The organism is Roseibium aggregatum IAM 12614, from assembly GCF_000168975.1.
In the GTDB taxonomy this organism is placed as follows: Bacteria; Pseudomonadota; Alphaproteobacteria; order Rhizobiales; family Stappiaceae; genus Roseibium; species Roseibium aggregatum.
In genome coordinates, this window is the sequence record NZ_AAUW01000011.1 from 41,729 (window position 1) to 62,005 (window position 20,277).

15 protein-coding genes are annotated in these 20,277 nt (G+C 59.9%); 5 read left to right on the top strand and 10 right to left on the bottom strand.

Annotation, left to right across the window (positions count from 1 at the left end; all coding sequences use genetic code 11):
• Positions 1-64: 64 nt before the first annotated feature.
• Positions 65-1,489, bottom strand: coding sequence for an FAD-binding oxidoreductase (locus SIAM614_RS15690; RefSeq protein ID WP_006935914.1), 1,425 nt, complete (start codon positions 1,487-1,489; stop codon positions 65-67).
• Between the two features lie 82 nt (positions 1,490-1,571).
• Here SIAM614_RS15690 and SIAM614_RS15695 point away from each other — a divergent pair, with 82 nt between their 5' ends.
• Positions 1,572-2,111 carry a thioesterase family protein gene (locus SIAM614_RS15695; protein WP_006935915.1) on the top strand — a complete coding sequence of 180 codons (540 nt, stop codon included), beginning with the start codon at positions 1,572-1,574 and terminating at the stop codon, positions 2,109-2,111.
• Positions 2,112-2,186: 75 nt separating this feature from the next.
• Here the strand turns inward: SIAM614_RS15695 and SIAM614_RS15700 are convergent, their stop codons facing one another.
• Entirely contained in the window at positions 2,187-4,001 is a 1,815-nt protein-coding gene (locus SIAM614_RS15700; protein ID WP_006935916.1) for a chloride channel protein, read from the bottom strand.
• Between the two features lie 248 nt (positions 4,002-4,249).
• On the opposite strand from SIAM614_RS15700, the gene SIAM614_RS15705 reads away from it, so the two are divergent.
• Positions 4,250-5,914 (top strand): chloride channel protein, encoded by a 1,665-nt coding sequence (locus SIAM614_RS15705; protein WP_081455270.1) that lies wholly within the window; start codon positions 4,250-4,252, stop codon positions 5,912-5,914.
• A 42-nt stretch (positions 5,915-5,956) separates the two neighbouring features.
• Here the strand turns inward: SIAM614_RS15705 and SIAM614_RS15710 are convergent, their stop codons facing one another.
• Positions 5,957-6,991, bottom strand: a complete 1,035-nt coding sequence (locus SIAM614_RS15710; protein WP_006935920.1) for a phytanoyl-CoA dioxygenase family protein — start codon at positions 6,989-6,991, stop codon at positions 5,957-5,959.
• A gap of 70 nt (positions 6,992-7,061) precedes the next feature.
• Positions 7,062-8,876 (bottom strand): aminopeptidase P family protein, encoded by a 1,815-nt coding sequence (locus SIAM614_RS15715; RefSeq protein WP_040440452.1) that lies wholly within the window; start codon positions 8,874-8,876, stop codon positions 7,062-7,064.
• A gap of 231 nt (positions 8,877-9,107) precedes the next feature.
• On the opposite strand from SIAM614_RS15715, the gene SIAM614_RS15720 reads away from it, so the two are divergent.
• Positions 9,108-9,326, top strand: a complete 219-nt coding sequence (locus SIAM614_RS15720) for a hypothetical protein (RefSeq protein ID WP_006935925.1) — start codon at positions 9,108-9,110, stop codon at positions 9,324-9,326.
• A 305-nt stretch (positions 9,327-9,631) separates the two neighbouring features.
• On the opposite strand, the gene SIAM614_RS15725 is transcribed toward SIAM614_RS15720, so the two are convergent.
• Positions 9,632-10,522 (bottom strand): 50S ribosomal protein L11 methyltransferase, encoded by an 891-nt coding sequence (locus SIAM614_RS15725; RefSeq protein ID WP_006935926.1) that lies wholly within the window; start codon positions 10,520-10,522, stop codon positions 9,632-9,634.
• 139 nt (positions 10,523-10,661) lie between these two features.
• Between SIAM614_RS15725 and SIAM614_RS15730 the strand changes: the two genes are divergently transcribed.
• Complete coding sequence (locus tag SIAM614_RS15730) at positions 10,662-11,228, top strand: tetratricopeptide repeat protein (RefSeq protein ID WP_006935927.1); 567 nt, start codon at positions 10,662-10,664, stop codon at positions 11,226-11,228.
• A 162-nt stretch (positions 11,229-11,390) separates the two neighbouring features.
• Here SIAM614_RS15730 and SIAM614_RS15735 read toward each other — a convergent pair whose 3' ends face one another.
• The 3 genes from SIAM614_RS15735 to ligA form a co-directional block, all read right to left on the bottom strand.
• Positions 11,391-13,829, bottom strand: coding sequence for an ATP-dependent helicase (locus tag SIAM614_RS15735; RefSeq protein WP_006935928.1), 2,439 nt, complete (start codon positions 13,827-13,829; stop codon positions 11,391-11,393).
• 390 nt (positions 13,830-14,219) lie between these two features.
• Positions 14,220-14,516, bottom strand: coding sequence for a GIY-YIG nuclease family protein (locus tag SIAM614_RS15740; protein ID WP_006935929.1), 297 nt, complete (start codon positions 14,514-14,516; stop codon positions 14,220-14,222).
• 300 nt (positions 14,517-14,816) lie between these two features.
• Positions 14,817-16,970, bottom strand: coding sequence for an NAD-dependent DNA ligase LigA (ligA, locus tag SIAM614_RS15745; RefSeq protein WP_040440409.1), 2,154 nt, complete (start codon positions 16,968-16,970; stop codon positions 14,817-14,819).
• A gap of 148 nt (positions 16,971-17,118) precedes the next feature.
• Here ligA and SIAM614_RS15750 point away from each other — a divergent pair, with 148 nt between their 5' ends.
• Positions 17,119-17,352, top strand: a complete 234-nt coding sequence (locus tag SIAM614_RS15750) for a hypothetical protein (RefSeq protein WP_006935938.1) — start codon at positions 17,119-17,121, stop codon at positions 17,350-17,352.
• 94 nt (positions 17,353-17,446) lie between these two features.
• Here SIAM614_RS15750 and recN read toward each other — a convergent pair whose 3' ends face one another.
• Both recN and SIAM614_RS15760 read right to left on the bottom strand, forming a co-directional pair.
• Entirely contained in the window at positions 17,447-19,114 is a 1,668-nt protein-coding gene (gene recN / locus SIAM614_RS15755; RefSeq protein WP_006935940.1) for a DNA repair protein RecN, read from the bottom strand.
• A 122-nt stretch (positions 19,115-19,236) separates the two neighbouring features.
• Positions 19,237-20,049: an outer membrane protein assembly factor BamD gene (locus tag SIAM614_RS15760; protein ID WP_006935941.1), complete on the bottom strand. Its 813-nt coding sequence runs from the start codon at positions 20,047-20,049 to the stop codon at positions 19,237-19,239.
• Positions 20,050-20,277: the final 228 nt, after the last annotated feature.

Sequence of the window (20,277 nt, forward strand, 5' to 3'; positions counted from 1 at the left end):
CGGATCGCCGCATTGCGGCGTCCGGCGGAGCAAAACGAGCTTATTGAACTGATTCGATACAATATCATGACTGCGGCAGGATCTTGCCGGGATTCATCAAATTGTCAGGATCAAGCGCCTGTTTGACAGCGCGCATCACGTCAAGCGCTTCGCCATGTTCCTTGGCCATGTATTTCTGCTTGCCCTGGCCGACGCCATGTTCCCCGGTGCAGGTGCCGCCCATGTCGATCGCCCTCAGCGCAAGCCGTCCGACAAAGTCTTCCGTCCGCTGCTTTTCTTCCGGATCGTCCAGATTGACCAGGATCTGGACGTGGAAGTTGCCGTCGCCCACATGGCCGACGATTGGCGCCAGGAAGCCTTCGTTGCGGATATCCTCGGCCGTGGCCGCGACGCAGTCGGCAAGGCGCGAGATCGGCACGCAGACATCGGTCACCATGATGCTGGCTTCAGGCTTCAGCGACTTGCCGGCCCAATAGGCGTCATGTCGCGCAGCCCAGAGCTTTGTCCGCTCTTCCGCCCCCGTTGCCCATTTGAACGGCCCACCGCCAAATTCCTCGGCAATTGCGGAGAAGGTTTCGGACTGCTCCTGAACACCGGCCTCAGACCCGTGGAACTCCAGGAAAAGCGTCGGGGTTTCAGGCAGATCCAACTTTGAGTAGATGTTGCAGCCGCGCACCTGAACTTCGTCCAGCAACTCGATACGGGCGACTGGCACCCCCATCTGGATGGTCATGATCACCGCGTTGCAGGCGGACGCGACATCCGGGAACGGGCAGACACCACCGGAAATGGCTTCCGGCTGACCATTGAGGCGCAGGGTCACCTCCGTGACGATGCCAAGGGTGCCCTCCGAGCCGACAAAAAGCCGGGTCAGATCATAGCCGGCCGAGGATTTTTTCGCCCGTCCACCCGTCTTGATAATCCGCCCGTCCGCCGTCACCACGGTGAGGCCCAGGACAGCGTCCTTCATTGTGCCATAACGCACGGCATTGGTGCCTGATGCACGGGTGGCCGCCATGCCGCCAATGCTTGCATCCGCACCCGGATCAATCGGAAAGAACAGGCCGGTGTCGCGAATGAAGCTGTTGAGCTGCTTGCGCGTCACCCCGGCCTCGACGCGGCAGTCCAGATCCTGCGCGTTGACTTCCAGAATTTTGTTCATGCGTGACAGGTCGATGGAAACGCCGCCGTACGGTGCATTCACATGGCCTTCGAGGGAGGAACCTGTTCCGAACGCGATCACCGGCACCTTGTGGGCCGCGCAGATCTTTACTGCTTCGGCGACTTCCTCGGTCGTCTCGGCAAAAACGACAGCGTCGGGCGGCTGATTCTTCAACCAGGTTGTGGTGTGGCCGTGCTGTTCCCGCAAGGCCTTCGACGTGGAGCAACGGTCCTTGAACAGATCCGTCAGCTTCTCGATGGCAGCGCCAATCCCGCTATTCTTTTCAAGAACTTGCGCTGCATTGGGCGTGCTTGCCAATTCCGGCATTTTCTTTCCTCCTAGGGCCGCGCCTTTGTCTGCGCGGTAAAAAACCGAATATGTTAGTCCCGGCCCGAAAGGTCAAAGCCTAATGGGTATTTCCCGCAAGGTTGGACACAATGGCGCAAGGAGGATTGGAAAGGTGACATGGGACGCAAAGCCGGTGGAAAGCGAAATCATGACGGTCAAGGAAGACTGGATCGATTACAACGGTCACCTGAACATGGCCTACTACAATGTTCTGTTCGATACCGCCGTCGATGAGGTCTTCCTGCGTCTCGGCCTCGGACCCGACTATGTCAAGACCCGTGGCGCGTCGTATTTCACCGCGGAAGTGCACGTCTGCTACGTGCGCGAACTCAGCGCCGGCATGCCGGTGATCGCGACGCTTCAGCTTATCGATTTCGACGCCAAGCGCGCCCACTTCTACCAGGAACTGCGTCATGCGGAAGACGGCTGGCTGTCGGCGACATCCGAGCAGCTCAGCCTTCATGTCGACATGAACGCCCGCAAGGTCGCTCCCTGGCCGGAAGATATCACAGCCAATCTCACGGCCTTGTCGGAAGCCCATCGTACCTTGCCGCGCCCGGAACGCGCCGGACGCCATATCGAAATCCGCAAGAAACCCTGAGCCATTGTTAGACGCAAAAACAAAAGCCGGTGGAGCCGGAAACCGCTCCACCGGCTGACATGCTGGACGAATGCCTCAGCCGTAGTGGTTGGAGACGACGACGCCGGCAATTTCCTTGGAATCGACGACACCGACCACATCGTCCGGACGCGGAATGCGGCCATCGCCGGAGACGATGATCGCGCAACTGCGATTACGGTTGTTCATGCGGGTAATCACCGAGTTCATGATGTTCGTTGCCGGAGCAACCACGAAGTCACTCGAAAGGACCGCGCGCAGGGTCTGCCCCGCAAAACGGTCAGCCTGATACGGGATTGTGCCAAGGCGCACGAAACCGGCGATGCGGGCCCCATCGGACGCGATGATGTGGGAAGCCCCGTCGGCACTCACGGCGGAAATGGCTTCCTGGATCGGCGTGTCGAGCGGCAGGATCACGAAGTTCTTTGCCATCACTTCCTTGATCGGCTGCACCAGGTACATGTTGGTGTGCCGGTTCAGCGGGATCGGTTTGCCACGATGGCGCAGCTTGACGGTGTAGATGTTGTCCTTGATGAGCCAGCGCCGGATACCGACCGCAATCGCGACCGCCAGAACCAGCGGCACGATGACGTTATAGTCGCGGGTCATCTCGAAGATCATCACGATGGCGGTCATCGACGCGCCGGTTGCCCCGCCCACGAGAGCGCCCATGCCCACAAGCGCGAATTCGACCGCCGTGAAGCCGCTGTCCGGGAAGAGGTGAGAACACAGTACACCGACCATGCCACCAAGCGTCGCACCGATGAACAGCGAGGGCGAAAACACACCGCCGGATGCCCCAGCACCAAGGCTGATCGACGTCGCAATGATCTTTGCGACGAAAAGAACCGCCAGCAGAATGAGCGTATATGGCGTCGAATTGAGGATATCCTGGATCGTGGCATAGCCGACACCGGCCGTGTGGTAGTGACCGGTGGTCAGCATCAGCACATAGCTCAGCGTGCCGATGATCAGCATGCCGATGATGTTCTGGGTGTAATCATTGCCCGGAAGCTTGGGGAACAGATCCTCGCACCAGGCAAGCGTGCGGATGAACGCCCAGGACGCGACGCCCGCCAGCACGCCAAGCAGTGCATACGCGCCAAGCTGGATCGGTTCGATGGCCTCGATTGCCTCTTCCGCGGAGATCGGCACGATAAAGGCGGGATCCAGACCAAAGGCGATCCGACCGGCATAGGTCGCTGTTGCCGTGGCAACAACCACCGGCAGGAATGTCCGGTTGCTGACTTCAGGCAAGAGCATTTCGACCGCAAAGAGCACACCGCCGAGCGGCGTGTTGAAGGTTGCCGCAATCCCCGCCCCGGCGCCTGCCGACAGCAGCGTGATTTTCTGCCATCTCGGCAGATGCAGCGCACGCGCGATCGTCGAGCCGAAGGAAGCGCCGATCTGGATGATGGGCCCCTCGCGGCCGACAGATGCTCCTGTACCGATGGAAATCGCCGATGCGAAGGACTTGACCAGCGCCACCACACCGCGAACGTCACCCTTCTTGTGGTAAATCGCGAACATGACCTCCGGCACACCATGGCCCTTGGCTTCAGGCGCGAAGGTCCGGACCAGAAAAACCACGATCAGGCCGCCGATGACGGGCACGAGAATGACCAGGGCACCAAGCGGGCTCGGATCTGCAAACTGGTTTGCGTCGTAAACGGTGGAAAATTTTCCGTAATAGAACAGGTTGTGAACGATCGAGATCAGATAACGGAAGAAAACCGCCCCGATGGCTGCGACGATCCCGATGAAGAATGCAACAAGACACAGCAACGGAACAGAAAATACACGTTCTTTTCTCGCGTCGGGAGCCTCCTCACCGGACAGTGGTGAGGTATCGGACGGTTCAACAACGGACATGGCAGGCCAACACTTTTTGGCTGAGAGGGCGAGTTAGGGCGATTGCCGGAGCCCTTAACAACCGGTCTAGGCGACCGTAGCGGCAACATGGGCCAAGGCTTCGACGCCCTCTCCTTAAACCTGAACACATGAAAATCAAGGGACAAGCTCATTTTTTTTGATTTTCTCGGTGAAGTGAAGCGGTTCCTCCTTAATATGGACCCGTGCGCCAGATTGGCTCTTGTTCTCAGGTGAGTTCCGCAGACCGAATGCCCGATCGATTGAACTTTTTTTCAAGTCTCTTTCCTGCCATTCTTTCCGGCATTGCTAGGCTTTTCTCCGGCATCGGCTTCAATGTCAGAGAGTTTTTGCGTCAGAAAAGCCATATCGTCTGGCTGCTGGCCCTTCTCATCGGCAGCTTCGTCTCCTGGGCGGCCATCGTCTTCCGCGAGATCATCAGCCTGGTGCAGTTGCCCTGGCTTGGCACCGCGACAGAACGTGTCGTCAGTGCAGCTGCAACCCTGCCCTGGTATGTGATCGTCGCAGGCCCCACCATCGGTGGACTGCTGGTCGGCCTGCTGCTTCAGTACATGCAGCCGATGCAGAGAACATTCAGTGTGGCGGATGTGATCGAAGCCAGGGTGAAGGGCGGGCGCGGTCTGCCGTTCTGGCCGGGCATTTCGTCCGCCCTGATCACCGCACTATCGCTCGGGTTCGGCGCCAGTGCCGGGCGCGAAGGCCCTGTCGTGCATCTGGGCGCAACCATCGGGGCGTCGGTCGGACGCTTGTTTCAGCTCCCCGACTCCGCGCATCGTATTCTGCTGGCCTGCGGCGTCGCCAGTGCGGTCTCGGCCTCTTTCAACGCGCCCATCGCAGGGGTTCTGTTCGCCCACGAGGTCATTCTCGGGCATTACGCCATGTCGGCGATTTCACCCATCGCCATTGCCGCCGTCACGGGCACCGTGTTTTCCCGGCTCTGGTTTGGCGACGTCGCCGCCTTCGTGATCCCCGGACACCAGATCACCTCCTATTGGGAATTTCCGGCGTTCGCCCTGCTCGGCATGGTCTCTGCCCTTGTGGCAATCCTGTTCCAGTTCGCCCTGATCGGAACGGACTGGTTTGCACGCAACATCTCGATGCCTGTCTGGCTGAGACCCGTCACCGGGGGCTTCGTGGTCGGGTTGATTGCGCTGGTCTTTCCCGATGTTCTCGGCGTCGGCTACGAGACCACGGATGCCGCGCTGAAAGACCAGCTCCCGCTGGTGATGCTGCTCGCACTGCTCGTTGCCAAAACAGCGGCAACCGCGATAACGCTCGCCTCCCGCTTTGGCGGCGGCATCTTTTCTCCCTCACTCTATCTCGGAGCGATGACCGGAGGGGCCTTCGGGCTGATTGCCGCCTCCGTCTTTCCAGAACTCGCTTCAAGCGAAGGCCTTTATGCAATTCTGGGGATGGGAGCCGTGGCTGCAGCTGTTCTCGGAGCGCCGTTTTCAACGACCATGATCGTGTTCGAACTGACCGGCGGCTACACGCTCTCCATCGCCCTGCTGCTGACCGTCTCGATCGCCACCGGCCTGACTCAGGCCGTGCATGGAAAATCCTATTTCCATTGGCTGCTTGGACTTCGCGGGTATTTCGTGAACGATGGCATTCACCGCTTTTTAGGCGAAACGGTGAAGGTAAAAGACTTCATGGACCCTCCGCCCGCCAACGAGGAAGACCGTGTTTTCAGGCCGGGCGAGGACGGCAACTATCTGCATGAGACCGACTCGCTTGAAAGCGCGCTGAAAAGTTTCGATTCCTGCGGTGAAGCGTTGCTACCGGTCGTCAGCAGCAGGGATGCGACCCGGATCATCGGGCTGGCGCGCCATGTGCGTGCGCTCAATCACTTCAACGAGGCCTTGATCAAGGCCAACGAAGAAGAGCACCATTAGAGACGGGCGGCAGACTGCGCCTCAGCCTAACCGCCTGCCTGATCAGAACTTCGAAGGATCGGTAGCCAGGATCTTGCCGGCATATCTGTGGGAGGCCTTGCCCTTCAGGCGGAATTGCAGATCCTTTTGCGCCATGTAGAGCCGGGCCTGCCGACCTCTGATCCCCGGCAGATCAAACGGATCGAGTCCGGCCCACGGCAGAAACGGGTTCCGCCGCAACGAGCCGTAGATGCCGACCCGGACCGACGGCCGTTTGCTGGTGGCACGGGCATGGAAGCCGTGCGTATCGGCAACGACCAGTGTGTTGCCGGGAACCGCGAAACGCACCGGCTCAGGATAATTGAGCCGTTCCAGCTCCTCGGGAGCCAGGCGGAAGGAGCCACGGGCATGCAGCGTGTTCTTGTCGCTGCAGGCCGACAGGCTTTGTTCGCGTTCCCACTCCAGCCGTTCCGGCGTCAGGCGGTGCGATCCGGGAATATAGGTGAAAGGTCCCTCGGCATCGTCGATGTCATAGAGGAAGAACCATGATTTTGCTGTCTGATGGAACGTATCGGAGTGGAACGCCGTTTGCGGGTCTGCCCGCCGCTTGGTGTCCGGATTGGTCATGACGATGTGCAGATAGACCAGAGGATCGCCGTTGGTAGATCCGACGTACCGCAGACCGTTCTGGAACGGCTTGCTCCAGACGAATGCTTTGAGGTGAGGCAGATCCGCCAGAACATTTGGCGGCAGGGGAATGAAACGCGTGACTGCATTGCCCTGGCGCATGTCCCAGGCGTCGAACCGCGTCGTTTCAACTTCCTTGCGCAGGGCAGCCAGTTCCGCTTCCGGCAACACGTCCCGGGTGGCGATGAAGCCGTCCCTTGCATAAGCCTCGCGATCGGCTTCCGGCAGGAGATGCTCCAGCCTCCGACGACGCGCGTCGGCCATCTGTTCCGCGAGCTTGATGCGCTTGGCGTGCAATCCGGCCTCATTCAGCCGGCGGCTGCCGATCAGCGGGTTGTCCCGAAACGATTTGGCCCCGGTTGCCAGCTCGGCAGCATAGAGCGGCATCTTGAGAACGTCCGCGGCGCGCATTGAAAAACCTCAGCTCGATAAAGAAGAATTCAAAACAGAGAGGCCGGTCCGAACCGGCCTCCAAGGTCTTTTAGATCGCTTTTGTCGCCTGTTCCAGCCAGATCCGCTCCTTGGCCGCCACCAGCGGGCCAATCTCATTGCGAACCTTTTCATGGTAGCGGTTGAGCCAGTCCCGTTCGGCGGCGGTCAGCAGTCCGGGCTCAATCAGCCGCAAATCCATTGGCACCAGGGTGATGGTCTCGAAACCGAGCATCGGACGTTCCCCGCCCGGCAGATCCCGCGCCGGCGTGATGATTTCCAGGTTCTCGATCCGGATACCGTATTCGCCTGCCGGATAGTAGCCCGGCTCATTCGACAGGATCATACCCGGTTTCAGCGGCACGGTGCCGGTTTTTGAAATGCGCTGAGGCCCCTCATGAACGCCGAGGTACGCCCCGACGCCGTGACCGGTGCCGTGGTCGAAATCAAGACCGGCCTTCCATAGGTCGATCCGGGCAAGCGTATCGAGCTGGGCTCCGGTGGTGCCTTCGGGAAATTTTGCCGTGGAGATGGCGATATGCCCCTTCAGCACCAGCGTGTAGTGCTTCTTCATCTCCGCGCTCACCTCACCGACCGCAAGCGTACGGGTAATGTCGGTGGTGCCGTCTTCATATTGGGCACCCGAATCGATCAGGAACGGTTTGCCAACCGGGATCTTCAGATTGCTGGACCGGCTGACCCTGTAGTGGCAGATCGCCCCGTTCGGGCCTGCACCGGAAATCGTGTCGAAGGAAATATCCTTCAAAACCCCGGTGTCCCGCCGGAACTCTTCAAGCTTTTCAGCAGCGCTGATTTCGTCGAGATCGCCCTTGGGGGCAACTTCATCGAACCAGCAAAGGAAATTCACGAAAGCAACGGCATCGCGGATATGCGCGGCGCGCGCACCCTTCAGTTCCGTTTCGTTCTTGATGGCCTTCGGCAACAGGACGGGCTCCTGGGCTTCCAGCAGCGTCCCACCCGCACCTGTGATGGCGTCGGCAATGCCGATCCCAGCGAGGCTCGGATCGATCATCACCCGGGCCCCCGCCTTTCCGAGAGCCTCCAGACCCGGCTTGAACTCGGTTGGCTCGTTGAGGTCCGTCAGATCGGCAAGTGCGTCGCGGACGGAATTGGACAGCTTGCGGCCATCGATAAAGAGAGACGGTTTGCCTTCTGCCGGAACAGTTGCAAAAGACAGCGGCAGCGGCGTATGCGTGACGTCCGATCCGCGGATGTTGAACAGCCATGCGATCGAATCTGGCTGCGTCAGCACGCAGGCATCAGCCTTCTTCTCGCCAAGCGCCGACTGGATTTCGGCTATCTTGTCCTTCGACTCGCGTCCCGCAAGTTCCACCGGATAGAGCGACACCTGACCGAGCGGCGGTTCCGGCCGGTCCTTCCAGACGCTGTCGACGGGATTATGGGTCAGCTTGACCAGCGTGGCGCCGGCCGCCTTGCAGATTTCCTCCAGCCGACGAACCTCGCGCACCGTATGCAGCATGGCATCAATGCCGAGTTTTTGCCCCGCCTGCAGCCGCTCGGCAAGCCAGTCGGTCACAGGTTCATTGATCAGATGGCGCGCCGGAAACACCGCCATGTCGACCTGATCCCGGACCTGGATGGTGTAACGGCCATCAACGAAAATGGCTGCATCCTCTCCAAGAACTGCCGCCGTACCCGCGGACCCGGTAAATCCGGTCAGCCATTGCAGCCGGCAATCGTGCGGCGGCACATATTCGCCCTGATGCGCGTCGGCGCGCGGCACGAGAAAGCCGTCAAGTCCACGGCGGGAGAGTTCGGCTCTGAGAAGCGCCACATGCGGCGCGCCACAGGAAGGATCACTAAGATCATCAAAAGTCTGGAACATGGCCGCAAGATAATTTCGCGGCCGCATCGGATCAAGCTGGATATTTTTTCCGCTTGAATTGTTTCAGCAGCATTATTTTCCTCAAATTTCGCACTGCAGCAATATCTTTCGCATATGCGAACAGCGCAAGGCTGTCATGCACTGCAAGGCCTACCTACGGCTCCGACAAAAGCGCATATAGGGGTCACACAAGAAAAAGACGTTCTCCCTAGGGAAGCTCTTAACCTTCAAATGGGATTGATCACAATGACCGTGAAAACGACCACTTCGACCCGCGCTGGCGGCAGCTTCATGCGCCGCGCATTCGACCGCATGATTGAAGCTCGCTCCATCCAGGCACGCCGCTATGTCAACGGCTACCTGCTGTCGCTGGACGACGCGACCCTGGCCTCTCACGGCTACGACCGCGCCCAGCTCGAGCGCGAAGGCACGTCAACCAGCGCGTTCTAAGGGGCTCAGGACGGTTTAGAACTGTCGCGTTTATTGAAATCGCTTTTCACTGACTGAAATCAGAGATTTCAACGCAAAAAGCGATATCAGATACATTCGGTCAAACGCGACACGCTCTAGTCAAAGACCACTGTGCAAAACGAAAAGGCCTGCCGGAATGTCCGGCGGGCCTTTTTTGTATTTGGAGACAGGCGTCTCAAAAGATGAGCGGCACACCTAGGGGGCCAACCCGCGAAACGCGCGCAAGCGCGCTCCTGAAGATCAGTGTGAGGACATTACTGGCACCCTACAATCCGCAACAGCGATCAGGCGTGCTTTCTGCCCCGCACGAGGGTAAGTGTCAGCCAGCCGTCTTTTTCACCGCGCCGGTCCAGAATGAACCCCTGGCATCCGTAAGCGAACAGGATTCGTGGGCCGTCTTCGACCCTGAGACCCGAGAGCACAAGGGTCGCCGTCGGCGTCATGCGTTCGCCGATGGATTTGGCCATTTTCATCAAGGGCCGCGCAAGGATGTTGGCGATCACCAGATCGAACGGACCATAATGGCGGAAACGGCGGTCATCGATACCGTTGGCTGTGAAGCCCTTCACCAGATGTCCCGCGCCGTTGAGCCGCGCATTTTCCAAAGCGGTCTTCGTCGCGACAGGGTCGATATCGGTTGCCAGCACCGATTGGCGGGATTGAAGCGCGGCGGCGATTGCCAGCACACCGGTTCCTGTCCCCAGGTCGAGAATGCTGTGGTACTCGCGCATGGCCAGCAGCCTGTCGATTTCCTCCAGACAGCCCGCCGTCGTGCCGTGGTGACCGGTTCCGAAAGCAAGCGCTGCTTCGATCTCGATACCGATGGCCCCGCCCGGTACCTTGTCCCGGTCGTGGCTGCCATGAACGACAAACCGTCCGGCCTTTACCGGCTTCAGCCCTTCCAGGCTCTTTTCGACCCAGTTGATGTCCGGCAGTTCTTCCGCTTCCAGCGGCGCGGCAAAGGCATCCGCGCCGACACGGTCGCGCACGGTCGCGGCCGCCTCTTCCGGTTCCATGTCGAACAGAAGGATTTCAGCCGCCCAGAGGCGCCCATCCGGTGTCGCTTCATAGATCGTCACCGGATTGCCGTCGTCCTCGAACGCCCGTTCAAGGATTTCGGAAATCCGCTTGGCTTCCAGTTCTTCAGCCGTGATCCGCACCCGGATGGTTTTCATTGCCGCTCGCGCCTGTTGTTGTTGGGGTCAAGGCGTGCGGTATAGCGGGAAGCGGCAGCCGATGCCAGCTTGAAACGGCCGGTGGACTGGGCAAACCGGATCTCTGCCCCATTTCAATAGGAAATGCGAGGAAACACCCATGACACGCCTTTTTGGGCAAGCCTTTTGGCAGTCTGCAGGGCTGCTCCTGGTAGCCGCAGCACTCTGCCTCACGCTGCTTGTGCCGCCGGCCGGGGCAACGCCTGAACAGGACGCCCTGTTCAAGGCCTTGAAAAATGCCCCGACCGAAGAAGACGCTAGCCGGATTGAAGACGACATCTGGAATAGCTGGCTGGATGCCGCCCCAAGCCCGGAAATTCGACGAAAGGTGGATGAGGCGATGCGTCGGCGCGACGGTTATGACTTTCAGGGTGCAAAGGAGCTGCTCGACCAGGTGGTGGAAGAGGCCGCGGACTATTCGGAGGGCTGGAACCAGCGCGCTTTCATCCTGTTCCTGCAAGGCAACTATGAAGCCAGCCTGGAGGACATCGAACGTGCCCTCGCCCTGGAACCGCGCCACTTCGCAGCCCTGTCCGGCAAGGCAATCATCTTGATGACGCTTGGCCGGGTGGAAGCAGGACAGGAAGTCCTGCGGGAAGCGGTGGGCATCCATCCGTTCCTGAAGGAGCGCGACATGCTGATCAAGCCACAAGGCGTTGACCTTTAACGCAGTTGAGGCTGGGCGCTAGCGACCATTCCGCAAGGTCTGACTGCATCTGAACACGACCAGCCGCAGCGGGCAACTCCAAGTCCTAAACCGCTTTGCCGTCCCTTTCAGAGGAAACCGGCCCGCAGAATCTCGTCGAACAACCTTCTGACAGCTCGCCGGTCAGTGCCGTTCGACGAAACTGTCGATAACCTTCTTCACCCCGGCCTTTTCAAAATCGATGGTCAGCTTGTTGCCTTCGATCGACTTGATCGCCCCATAGCCGAACTTGATGTGAAACACACGTTCGCCAACAGAGAAGTCCGACGGCGTATCGCTGACGGATTTCGCGACCAGTTCTCCTTCGATGGTCAGCGGTCCCTGTCGCTTCTGCCGCGCGGACTGATAGCCGCGCCCGCCACCATCGGAAAACCCGCTGGAGGACTGCCTGGCCCGCTGCGCCCGTTGCCAGCCAGGCGTGGAGTAGCTGCCCTTGTCGAACGGATCGTGGCTGTCGAAACGTGATGGGCCATACCCCCCGCCGCCATATCCACCATAGTTGGAAGAGGCTTCGGCGATCTCGACATGGTCCGGCGGCAGTTCATCCAGAAACCTTGAAGGAACGGTAGACTGCCAAAGGCCGTGAATGCGCCGGTTGGACGCAAAGTAGAGCTTCGCGCGTTTCTTCGCCCGGGTGATGCCGACATAGGCCAGCCGGCGTTCTTCCTCCAGACCGGCGCGGCCGGATTCGTCCAGCGCGCGCTGATGCGGGAACAGGCCCTCTTCCCAGCCGGGCAGGAATACCGTGTCGAACTCCAGCCCCTTGGCTGAGTGCAGCGTCATGATGGACACGGCGTCAGTCGCATCCGCGCTGTCCCGGTCCATGACGAGAGAGATATGCTCCAGGAACCCGGCCAGGGACTCAAATTCATCCATCGACCGGATCAGTTCCTTCAGGTTGTCGAGCCGCCCCGGCGCTTCCGCCGAGCGGTCCTGTCGCCACATTTCCGTATAGCCGCTTTCGTCTAGGATGATTTCCGCCAGTTCGGTGTGTTTCATCTGGTCGAGCTGACGCCGCCAGCGCTCGAAATTATCGAGCGCGGTCTTCAGCGCATTGCGCGGCTTCGGCTTCAGTTCTTCGGTATCGATCAACTGGCTCGCCGCCTGCATCAGCGGGATCCGCTCCGCCCGGGCGACACCATGCACCAGCTTGAGCGTCGCATCGCCAAGACCGCGCTTGGGCGTGTTGACGATACGCTCAAACGCCAGATCGTCCGCAGGCTGCGCGACACAGCGAAAATAGGCCATGGCATCGCGGATTTCCATGCGCTCATAAAAGCGCGGACCGCCAATGACCCTGTAATTCAGCCCCAGCGTGACGAACCGGTCTTCGAACTCGCGCATCTGGAACGACGCGCGCACAAGAACCGCCATCTGATTGAGCGAATGACCTCTGGACTGAAGGGATTCGATTTCATCGCCGATGGTGCGGGCTTCTTCCTCGCTGTCCCAGACGGATGTCACGGACACAAGATCGTGGTCGGGCTCCTCGAAATCCGTGAACAGCGTTTTGCCGAGCCGGCCTTCGTTGAAGGCAATCAGGTGAGAAGCTGCTGCCAGAATGTGGCTGGTCGAGCGGTAATTGCGTTCCAGGCGAATGACGACAGCGCCTTTGAAGTCGTGCTCGAAGCGTAGAATATTATCCACTTCCGCTCCGCGCCAGCCGTAGATCGACTGATCATCGTCACCGACGCAGCAGACATTCGGGTTGCCCTGGGCAAGCAGCCGGAGCCACAGGTACTGTGCGATGTTGGTGTCCTGATACTCGTCCACCAGCATGTAGCGGAAGCGGCGCTGATATTCCTTCAGAACATCCGGCTGCGTCTTGAACAGCGTGATGACGTGAAGCAGCAGGTCGCCGAAATCGGCCGCGTTCAGGATCGACAGGCGCTCCTGATATTCCTGGTAAAGCTTGCGGCCCTTGCCGTTGGCGAACGCCCTCGCCTCGCCTTCCGGAATATCCTTTGGCCCCAGAGCCCGGTTTTTCCAGCCATCCAGTATCCCGGCGAAGGCCTTGGCCGTCCAGCGCTTGTCGTCCAGCCCCTCGGCCTGGATGATCTGCTTGATCAGACGGATCTGGTCGTCGGTATCGAGAATCGAGAAGGACGATTTCAAACCGACAAGTTCGGCATGCTTGCGGAGGATCTTCACGCAGATGGAGTGGAACGTACCGAGCCAGGCCATGCCTTCCACATTGCCGCCGACAAAGCCGGCGATGCGCTCCTTCATCTCGCGCGCGGCCTTGTTGGTGAAGGTGACGGCCAGAATTTCGGAAGGACGTGCCAAGCCGGTTGCCAGGATATGGGCGATGCGGGTCGTCAGCACACGGGTCTTACCGGTTCCCGCCCCTGCCAGCACCAGAACCGGCCCCTCGGTGGTTTCCACCGCCAGCCGCTGCTCCGGGTTCAGCCCGGTCAGATAATCCGGCGCCCGCCGTGCCGCCATCGCCCTCGCCGCGATCCCGCCCTGCTGCCGCACGGGTGCTGGCGCGGGCTCGGACCGCGTGCCGACATGCTGGAATGGATCGTCAAAGGAATCGTCGTACCCGTCCGGGTCGGTCATGGTTTACTGGTCCGGTTTCAAGCGCTTGTTTTGAGAACAATATAGCAACAAACCGGTGCTGGCGAGGCGCGAATGACCGATTTGGTGGGGACAAGGGCCGGGGGTTCTTATTTGGCCCGGCAACTGCGTGAGTCAATCACCGTTTGACACAGCGGTGACAGATTTCAGGAAGCACAGAGGCTCGTACCCCCAACCTGCACAGGGGTTACTGGATCCCGGTCTTGCCGCTGCGCGTCAAACCGGAATGACAAGAAGCAAAGCCATGCCCTGAAGCCTCTCTCTTGTCATCCCCGCGCAGGCGGGGATCCAGTAGCCGCCAGAGCCAGTTTGTTGACCAGGCGGCGGGAGAACTGGCCGAGCCCAGAAAACAAACGAAGCAACGCAAAAGTGTCAGGCCAGTTTCGGAAACAGGTCATCCCAGTTTGGGTTCTGGTCTTCGATCAAACGGATCTTCCAGGCACGATTCCAGCGTTTGAGTTGTTTTTCCCGCTTGATCGCCTGCTCGATTTCTTCGTGCACTTCATAATACACCAAACGATGCACGCCATACTTTGCGGTAAATTGGCTGCCGACGCCTTCACGGTGAAGCGAAACCCTGCCCAACAGGTCATTCGTCACCCCGACATAGAGCGTACCGCCCAGTCCACTTGCAAGAATGTAGACGAAGTATTGCTGATCGAGGTGCAACGCGGAGCCTTTTCTGAAATTCTTCCCGGACAGCTGTTAGTGCTGCTGATTTGGCACAGCCAATACCGGTTTCAGGAACCCCGGGGGTTAGTGGCTCCAGCGAGCACAGGGGTACTGGATCCCGGTCTTGCCGCTGCGCGTCAAACCAGGATGACAAGAAGCAAAGGCACGTCATGAAGCCTCTCTCTTGTCATCCCCGCGCAGGCGGGGATCCAGTAAACGCAGACGCCCGTGCATCAAGCCGCCCCTGCCTTATCCTCGCAAATCCTTGATAGAGAAAGACACGAAGGTAATACCCACTCAGGCCCCCACCAGATCGAACCAGTCATCCTCGGAGATGACCTCGATCTCCAGCTCCTGGGCCTTTTTCAGCTTGGAGCCGGCACCGGGACCGGCTACCACAAGGTCGGTCTTTTTCGACACTGAGCCTGCCGTCTTCGCACCGAAGCGTTCGGCCATGGCTTTTGCTTCGTCGCGAGTCATCCGCTCAAGCGAGCCGGTGAAGACCACCGTCTTGCCGGCGACCGGTGAGCCGGAGGCGTTGATCTTTTCCGCGTCCTTTGGCGACACCTCGACCAGAAGCGCATCGAGCTGGTCGAGGTTGTGCTGCTCGGCGAAGAATTCCGCCAGCGCCTCGGCAACGATATGGCCGATGCCATCGATATCATTGAGCTCGGCCCAGGCCTCGCTTTCCGTATCGTGTGCCGCCTTCATGGCTGCGTAGAATGCCGCCCACGAGCCATAGGCACGTGCCAGCAGCTTGGCATTGCCCTCGCCCACATGGCGGATACCAAGGGCGAAGATGAAGCGGTGGAGATCGATCTCACGCCGGGCGTTGATCGCCTCGAAAAGGTTCTTTGCTGAAACGGCCCCCCAGCCTTCCCGGTTGCGCAGCTTGGTGAGCGAGCGCTTGTCCCGTTCTTCCAGCGTGAAGATATCCGCCGGGGCCATCACAAGGCCTTCCTTGTAGAAGGCATCGACCTGCTTGTCGCCGAAGCCTTCGATGTCGAAGGCGTTGCGCGAGACGAAATGCTTCAGCTTTTCCGTTGCCTGCGCCGGGCAGATCAGACCCCCGGTACAGCGGCGCACGGCATCGCGGCGGCCGGTCTTTTCCTTTTCCTCGCGCACCGCGTGGCTGCCGCAGGCGGGGCAGATCGTAGGAAACTCGAAGGCTTCCGCTCCCTCGGGGCGCTTGTCCAGATCGATATCGACAATCTGCGGAATGACATCGCCCGCACGCTGGATCTTCACCGTATCGCCAATGCGAAGGTCCTTGCCGCCGCGGATCGGCTCACCGTCCTGGCCGATGCCCTTGATATAGTCTTCGTTGTGAAGGGTCGCGTTTGAAACGACGACACCGCCCACCGTGATCGGCTCCAGCTTGGCGACCGGCGTCAGGGCGCCGGTGCGGCCGACCTGAATCTCGATGTCGTTGAGAACGGTATAGGCCTGTTCGGCAGGGAACTTGTGGGCAATCGCCCAGCGGGGAGACCGCGAGACAAACCCCAGACGCTCCTGCAGGTCCAGCCTATCGACCTTGTAGACCACACCATCGATATCGTAATCGAGCTGCGCGCGGCTTTCCTCGATGCCGTGATAGACGCCGAGAAGCTCCTCGACGGTTTCACAGCGCCTCATCAGCGGATTGATCTGAAAGCCCCAGGCCTCCAGTTGCTTGACCATGCCGAACTGGGTGTCTTCCGGCAGCGCGCTCATCTCGCCCCAGGCATAAGCGAAGAACCGCAGTGGGCGGGAAGCCGTGATTTCGGACTTGAGCTGGCGCAGCGAGCCGGCCGCTGCGTTGCGCGGGTTCGCGAACACCTTGCCGCCATTGGCCGCCATGCGCTCGTTCAGTGCCTGGAAATCCTTGTGCGCCATATAGACTTCGCCGCGCACTTCAACGACATCCGGCACCGTGCCGGACAGCTTTTCCGGAATGTCCTTGATGGTCTTCGCGTTCTCGGTGACGTTTTCACCCGTAGTGCCGTCGCCGCGTGTCGCCGCATAGACCAGCGTGCCGTTTTCATAGCGAAGAGACAGCGACAGGCCGTCGATCTTCGGCTCCGCGGTGACCGCCAATGCGCCCATCAGCGGATCGTATTTCAGGAACCGGCGCACGCGGCCGACAAAATCCCGGACATCGTCGTCGTTGAACGCATTGTCCAGCGACAGCATCGGCACCCGGTGGGTTATCTTGCCGAAACCGGACGCCGGTGCCGCCCCCACCTGCGCAGACGGACCATCATCAAGAATGAGATTGGGAAACCGGGCTTCGATGGACGCATTGCGCCGGCGCAGGGCATCATAATCCGCATCCGAAATGACCGGAGCGTCCTCCTGGTGATAGCGCCGGTCGTGTTCGGCGATTTCCGCCGCCAGCCGTTTCAGCTCAACCTGCGCTTCCTCCTGCGTCAGGGCGTCAATGTCGGTTTGGGCGAAGGAGGTATCGGTCATGTTGTCTTCACGAAATGTGTCAGCGGGAGAGGACGGGTTGATCGCCAGATTAATCCGGATACCGGAACCGAATGACCGGCTCAAGCGTTCATAGCACATCGAACCGGCAAATCTCGATGCTGGTGAATGTTGGAATTAGGAGACACAAATGGCTTATCAGGACCGTGAAACGCATTATGTCGAGAAGTCGACGGGCAACAGCGCTGGCTGGTTCATGGCCGGAGCGCTTGTCGTTGCACTGATCGCTGGCGGCCTGCTCTACGCCAATGGCTTTTTTACGAATGACGATGAGCTGAGCATCGAGCTGAATGTGCCGAATGTTGGCGAGGGCGAACTCAAACTGCCTGACATGAAGGAAGCACCGCTGGTGAAAGAGCCGTAAGACCGGCAGCTATCAGCAGAAACGCACCACTGGGCGGGAGCAAAAGCTTCCGCCCTCTTTTTTGTGGTCAACACATGCGTCCGGACGAGCGGCCCTACTCAGCGGCGGTCAGCAATCGGCGTGCGGCCGCGCGCGCTTCCTCGGTAATGACGCTGCCGGCCAGCATGCGGGCGATTTCCTCGCTGCGATGGTCTTCGTCGATACGCTGGACACGGGTTGCGACCCGATCCTTTTTGGTGGCTTCCTTGGCAATCAGGAAATGCCCTGCGGCACGGGCCGCCACCTGCGGCGCATGCGTGACGGTGAGAACCTGAACACTGCCGGCAAGGCGCGCAAGACGCAGGCCGATGGCCTCGGCAACCGCACCGCCAACCCCTGTATCGATTTCATCGAACACCAGCGTCGGTGCCGACCCCTTGTCGGCCAGCGAGACCTTGAGCGCCAGCAGGAACCGGGAAAGCTCCCCGCCGGACGCCACCTTCATCATCGGCCCCGGTTTGGTGCCGGGGTTGGTCTGGACATGGAATTCCAGTTGATCGATACCCGACCGGCTGCGGCTTTCCGTATTGCTTTCCAGTTCGACAATGAATTTTGCCCGTTCCAGCTTGAGGTCGGGCAGCTCGGTTTCGACCGCCTTTTCCAAGGCCTTGGCAGACCTGCGCCGCTTTTCCGAAAGGCTGGCTGCTTTCTTGTCGTATTCCGCCCGGGCCTTGCCCGCAGCACTCACCAGCGCTGCCAGCTTGTCCTCACCTGCATCGAGATCCGCCAGATCGCCGCTCATACGCGCACAAAGCGCCGACAGCTCATCAACCGGTACGGAGTATTTGCGCGAGGCGGCGCGAAGCGCAAACAGACGTTCCTCAACGGCTTCCAGTTCCCGGGGGTCGTATTCCGTCTCGCGCAGCGCTGTTTCCAGCCCGCCGCGCGTTTCTTCCAGAAGGTCCAGTGCTTCGGCCAGCGTGCGCACAGGCGACCCAAGCAGGTTGGGCACCTGGTCGGCCTTGCGCTCCAGACGCCGCAGCAGGCTGGCAAGCTCCGGGATCGGCGACGCCGTGCCATTCAAGGTTTCGAAGGCTTCGTTGAGATCGCCCGCGATCTTCTCGACTGCCATCATGTCGGTGCGCCGGGCAGCCAGCTGTTCCTCTTCGCCGGTCTCCGGCTTCAGGGCTGACAGTTCGTCGACGGCAGCGCGCAGAAAATCGGCTTCATTGCGCGCAGCTTCAATCCGCTTCTCGTGATCGGTCACAGCCTTGTCGGCAGTGCGATACGTGGCGAAGGCCTGCGCAACGGATTCGGCCTCGGCCGTCAGGCCACCGAAGACATCAATCAGGGCACGATGGCTTTCCGGGTCGACCAGGGCACGGTCGTCATGCTGCCCGTGAATTTCCACCAGCAGTGCGCCCGCCTGACGCAACAGCCCGGCACTGACCGGCTGATCATTGACGAACGCCCGGGTGCGCCCGTCGGAGGTCTGGATACGGCGCAGGATAATGTCACCGTCGTCATCGACGTCATTCTCCCGCAGGAAAGTCCGCACGGGATGGCCCGCCGCCACATCGAAGACGGCCGTCACCTGCCCTTGCGCCTCACCGTGGCGCACAAGATCGGCGTCGCCGCGAGCGCCGAGTGCCAGCGACAGGGAATCGAGGAGAATGGATTTGCCGGCACCGGTCTCGCCGGTCAGAACCGACATTCCGGAGGCAAATTCGAGGTCAAGACGGTCGATCAGAACGATGTCACGGATAGACAGCGCGACCAGCATGAAGGGATGCTCCTTAAAGTTCGGCCCACCATATAGGAGGACCGAAGCGTCTTGAAAGAGCCTGTTTGGGCCTTTTCAACCTCATTTGCGAGGCTGAAGCCAATTCGGGAGTGATCTGGGCGTCAGACGCTCTTGAAGGCGCGGCTGATCCAGCTTCCGCTGTCTTCAGAAGGCTCGTATCCGCCCTTGTTCAGCAGCGAATAGGCATCCTTGTACCACTGGCTGTCCGGATAGTTATGTCCGAGCACGGCCGCAGCGGTCTGCGCTTCGTTGACGACACCGAGCGCGTAATAGGCCTCGGTCAGACGGAACAGAGCTTCTTCCACGTGGCGCGTGGTCTGATAATCGACCACCACCGTCTTGAAGCGGTTGATGCCAGCGATGTAGTTGCGCTTCTGCAGATAGAAGCGGCCAACCTGCATTTCCTTGCCGCCAAGCTGGTCGTGAACGATCCGCAGCTTGCTTTCGGCGTCCGGCACATATTCCGACTCCGGGAAGCGCTGGATCAACTCGTTGAAGGCACCGGCGGCTTTGCGGGTCACGGCCTGGTCGCGGGTAATGTCCGGCATCTGGCGGAAATAGGCCTGACCGGCCAGATACAGCATGTAGGCGGAATCCTCATCGCCCGGGTAGAGCGTCACGAACCGCTTCGCCGCGGTCACGGTTTCCGTGTACTTGCCGCGCGAATAGTTCAGGAACGCCAGGTTCACCAGCGATTTCTTGGAATATTCCGAATAGGGATAAAGCTTGTCGAGTTCTTCGAACTTCTGGGCCGAATCGCGCAGTTTGCCTTGCGCACGCAGGGACAGGCCTTCGTTGAACAGAACCTCCGGCGGCGTATCGTTGAGTGCCAGCTCATCGAGATCGTCCTTGCCACCGCATGCGGCCAGCGCAAGCGGCAGAGCCAGAACGGCCAGTCTCAGGAAGGTCTTCATGTATTTGGCTCTGCTCACTTCAGAACCAGTATCCATTCCGTTCACGCCTTTACTCCCGGACCTTTCCGGTCCCTAAGGCCCATGTCATGCGGCCTTGCAAATTTATCGACAGGAGTGTTTAGCGGAAATCACCGGTCCCCGTCACGTCCTCATCGGCCATCTGACGGTTTTTTTGAGCAATTTTATGGCAACCGGTGCAAATAGCTTCCGAATTCCGCCGAAACAAAA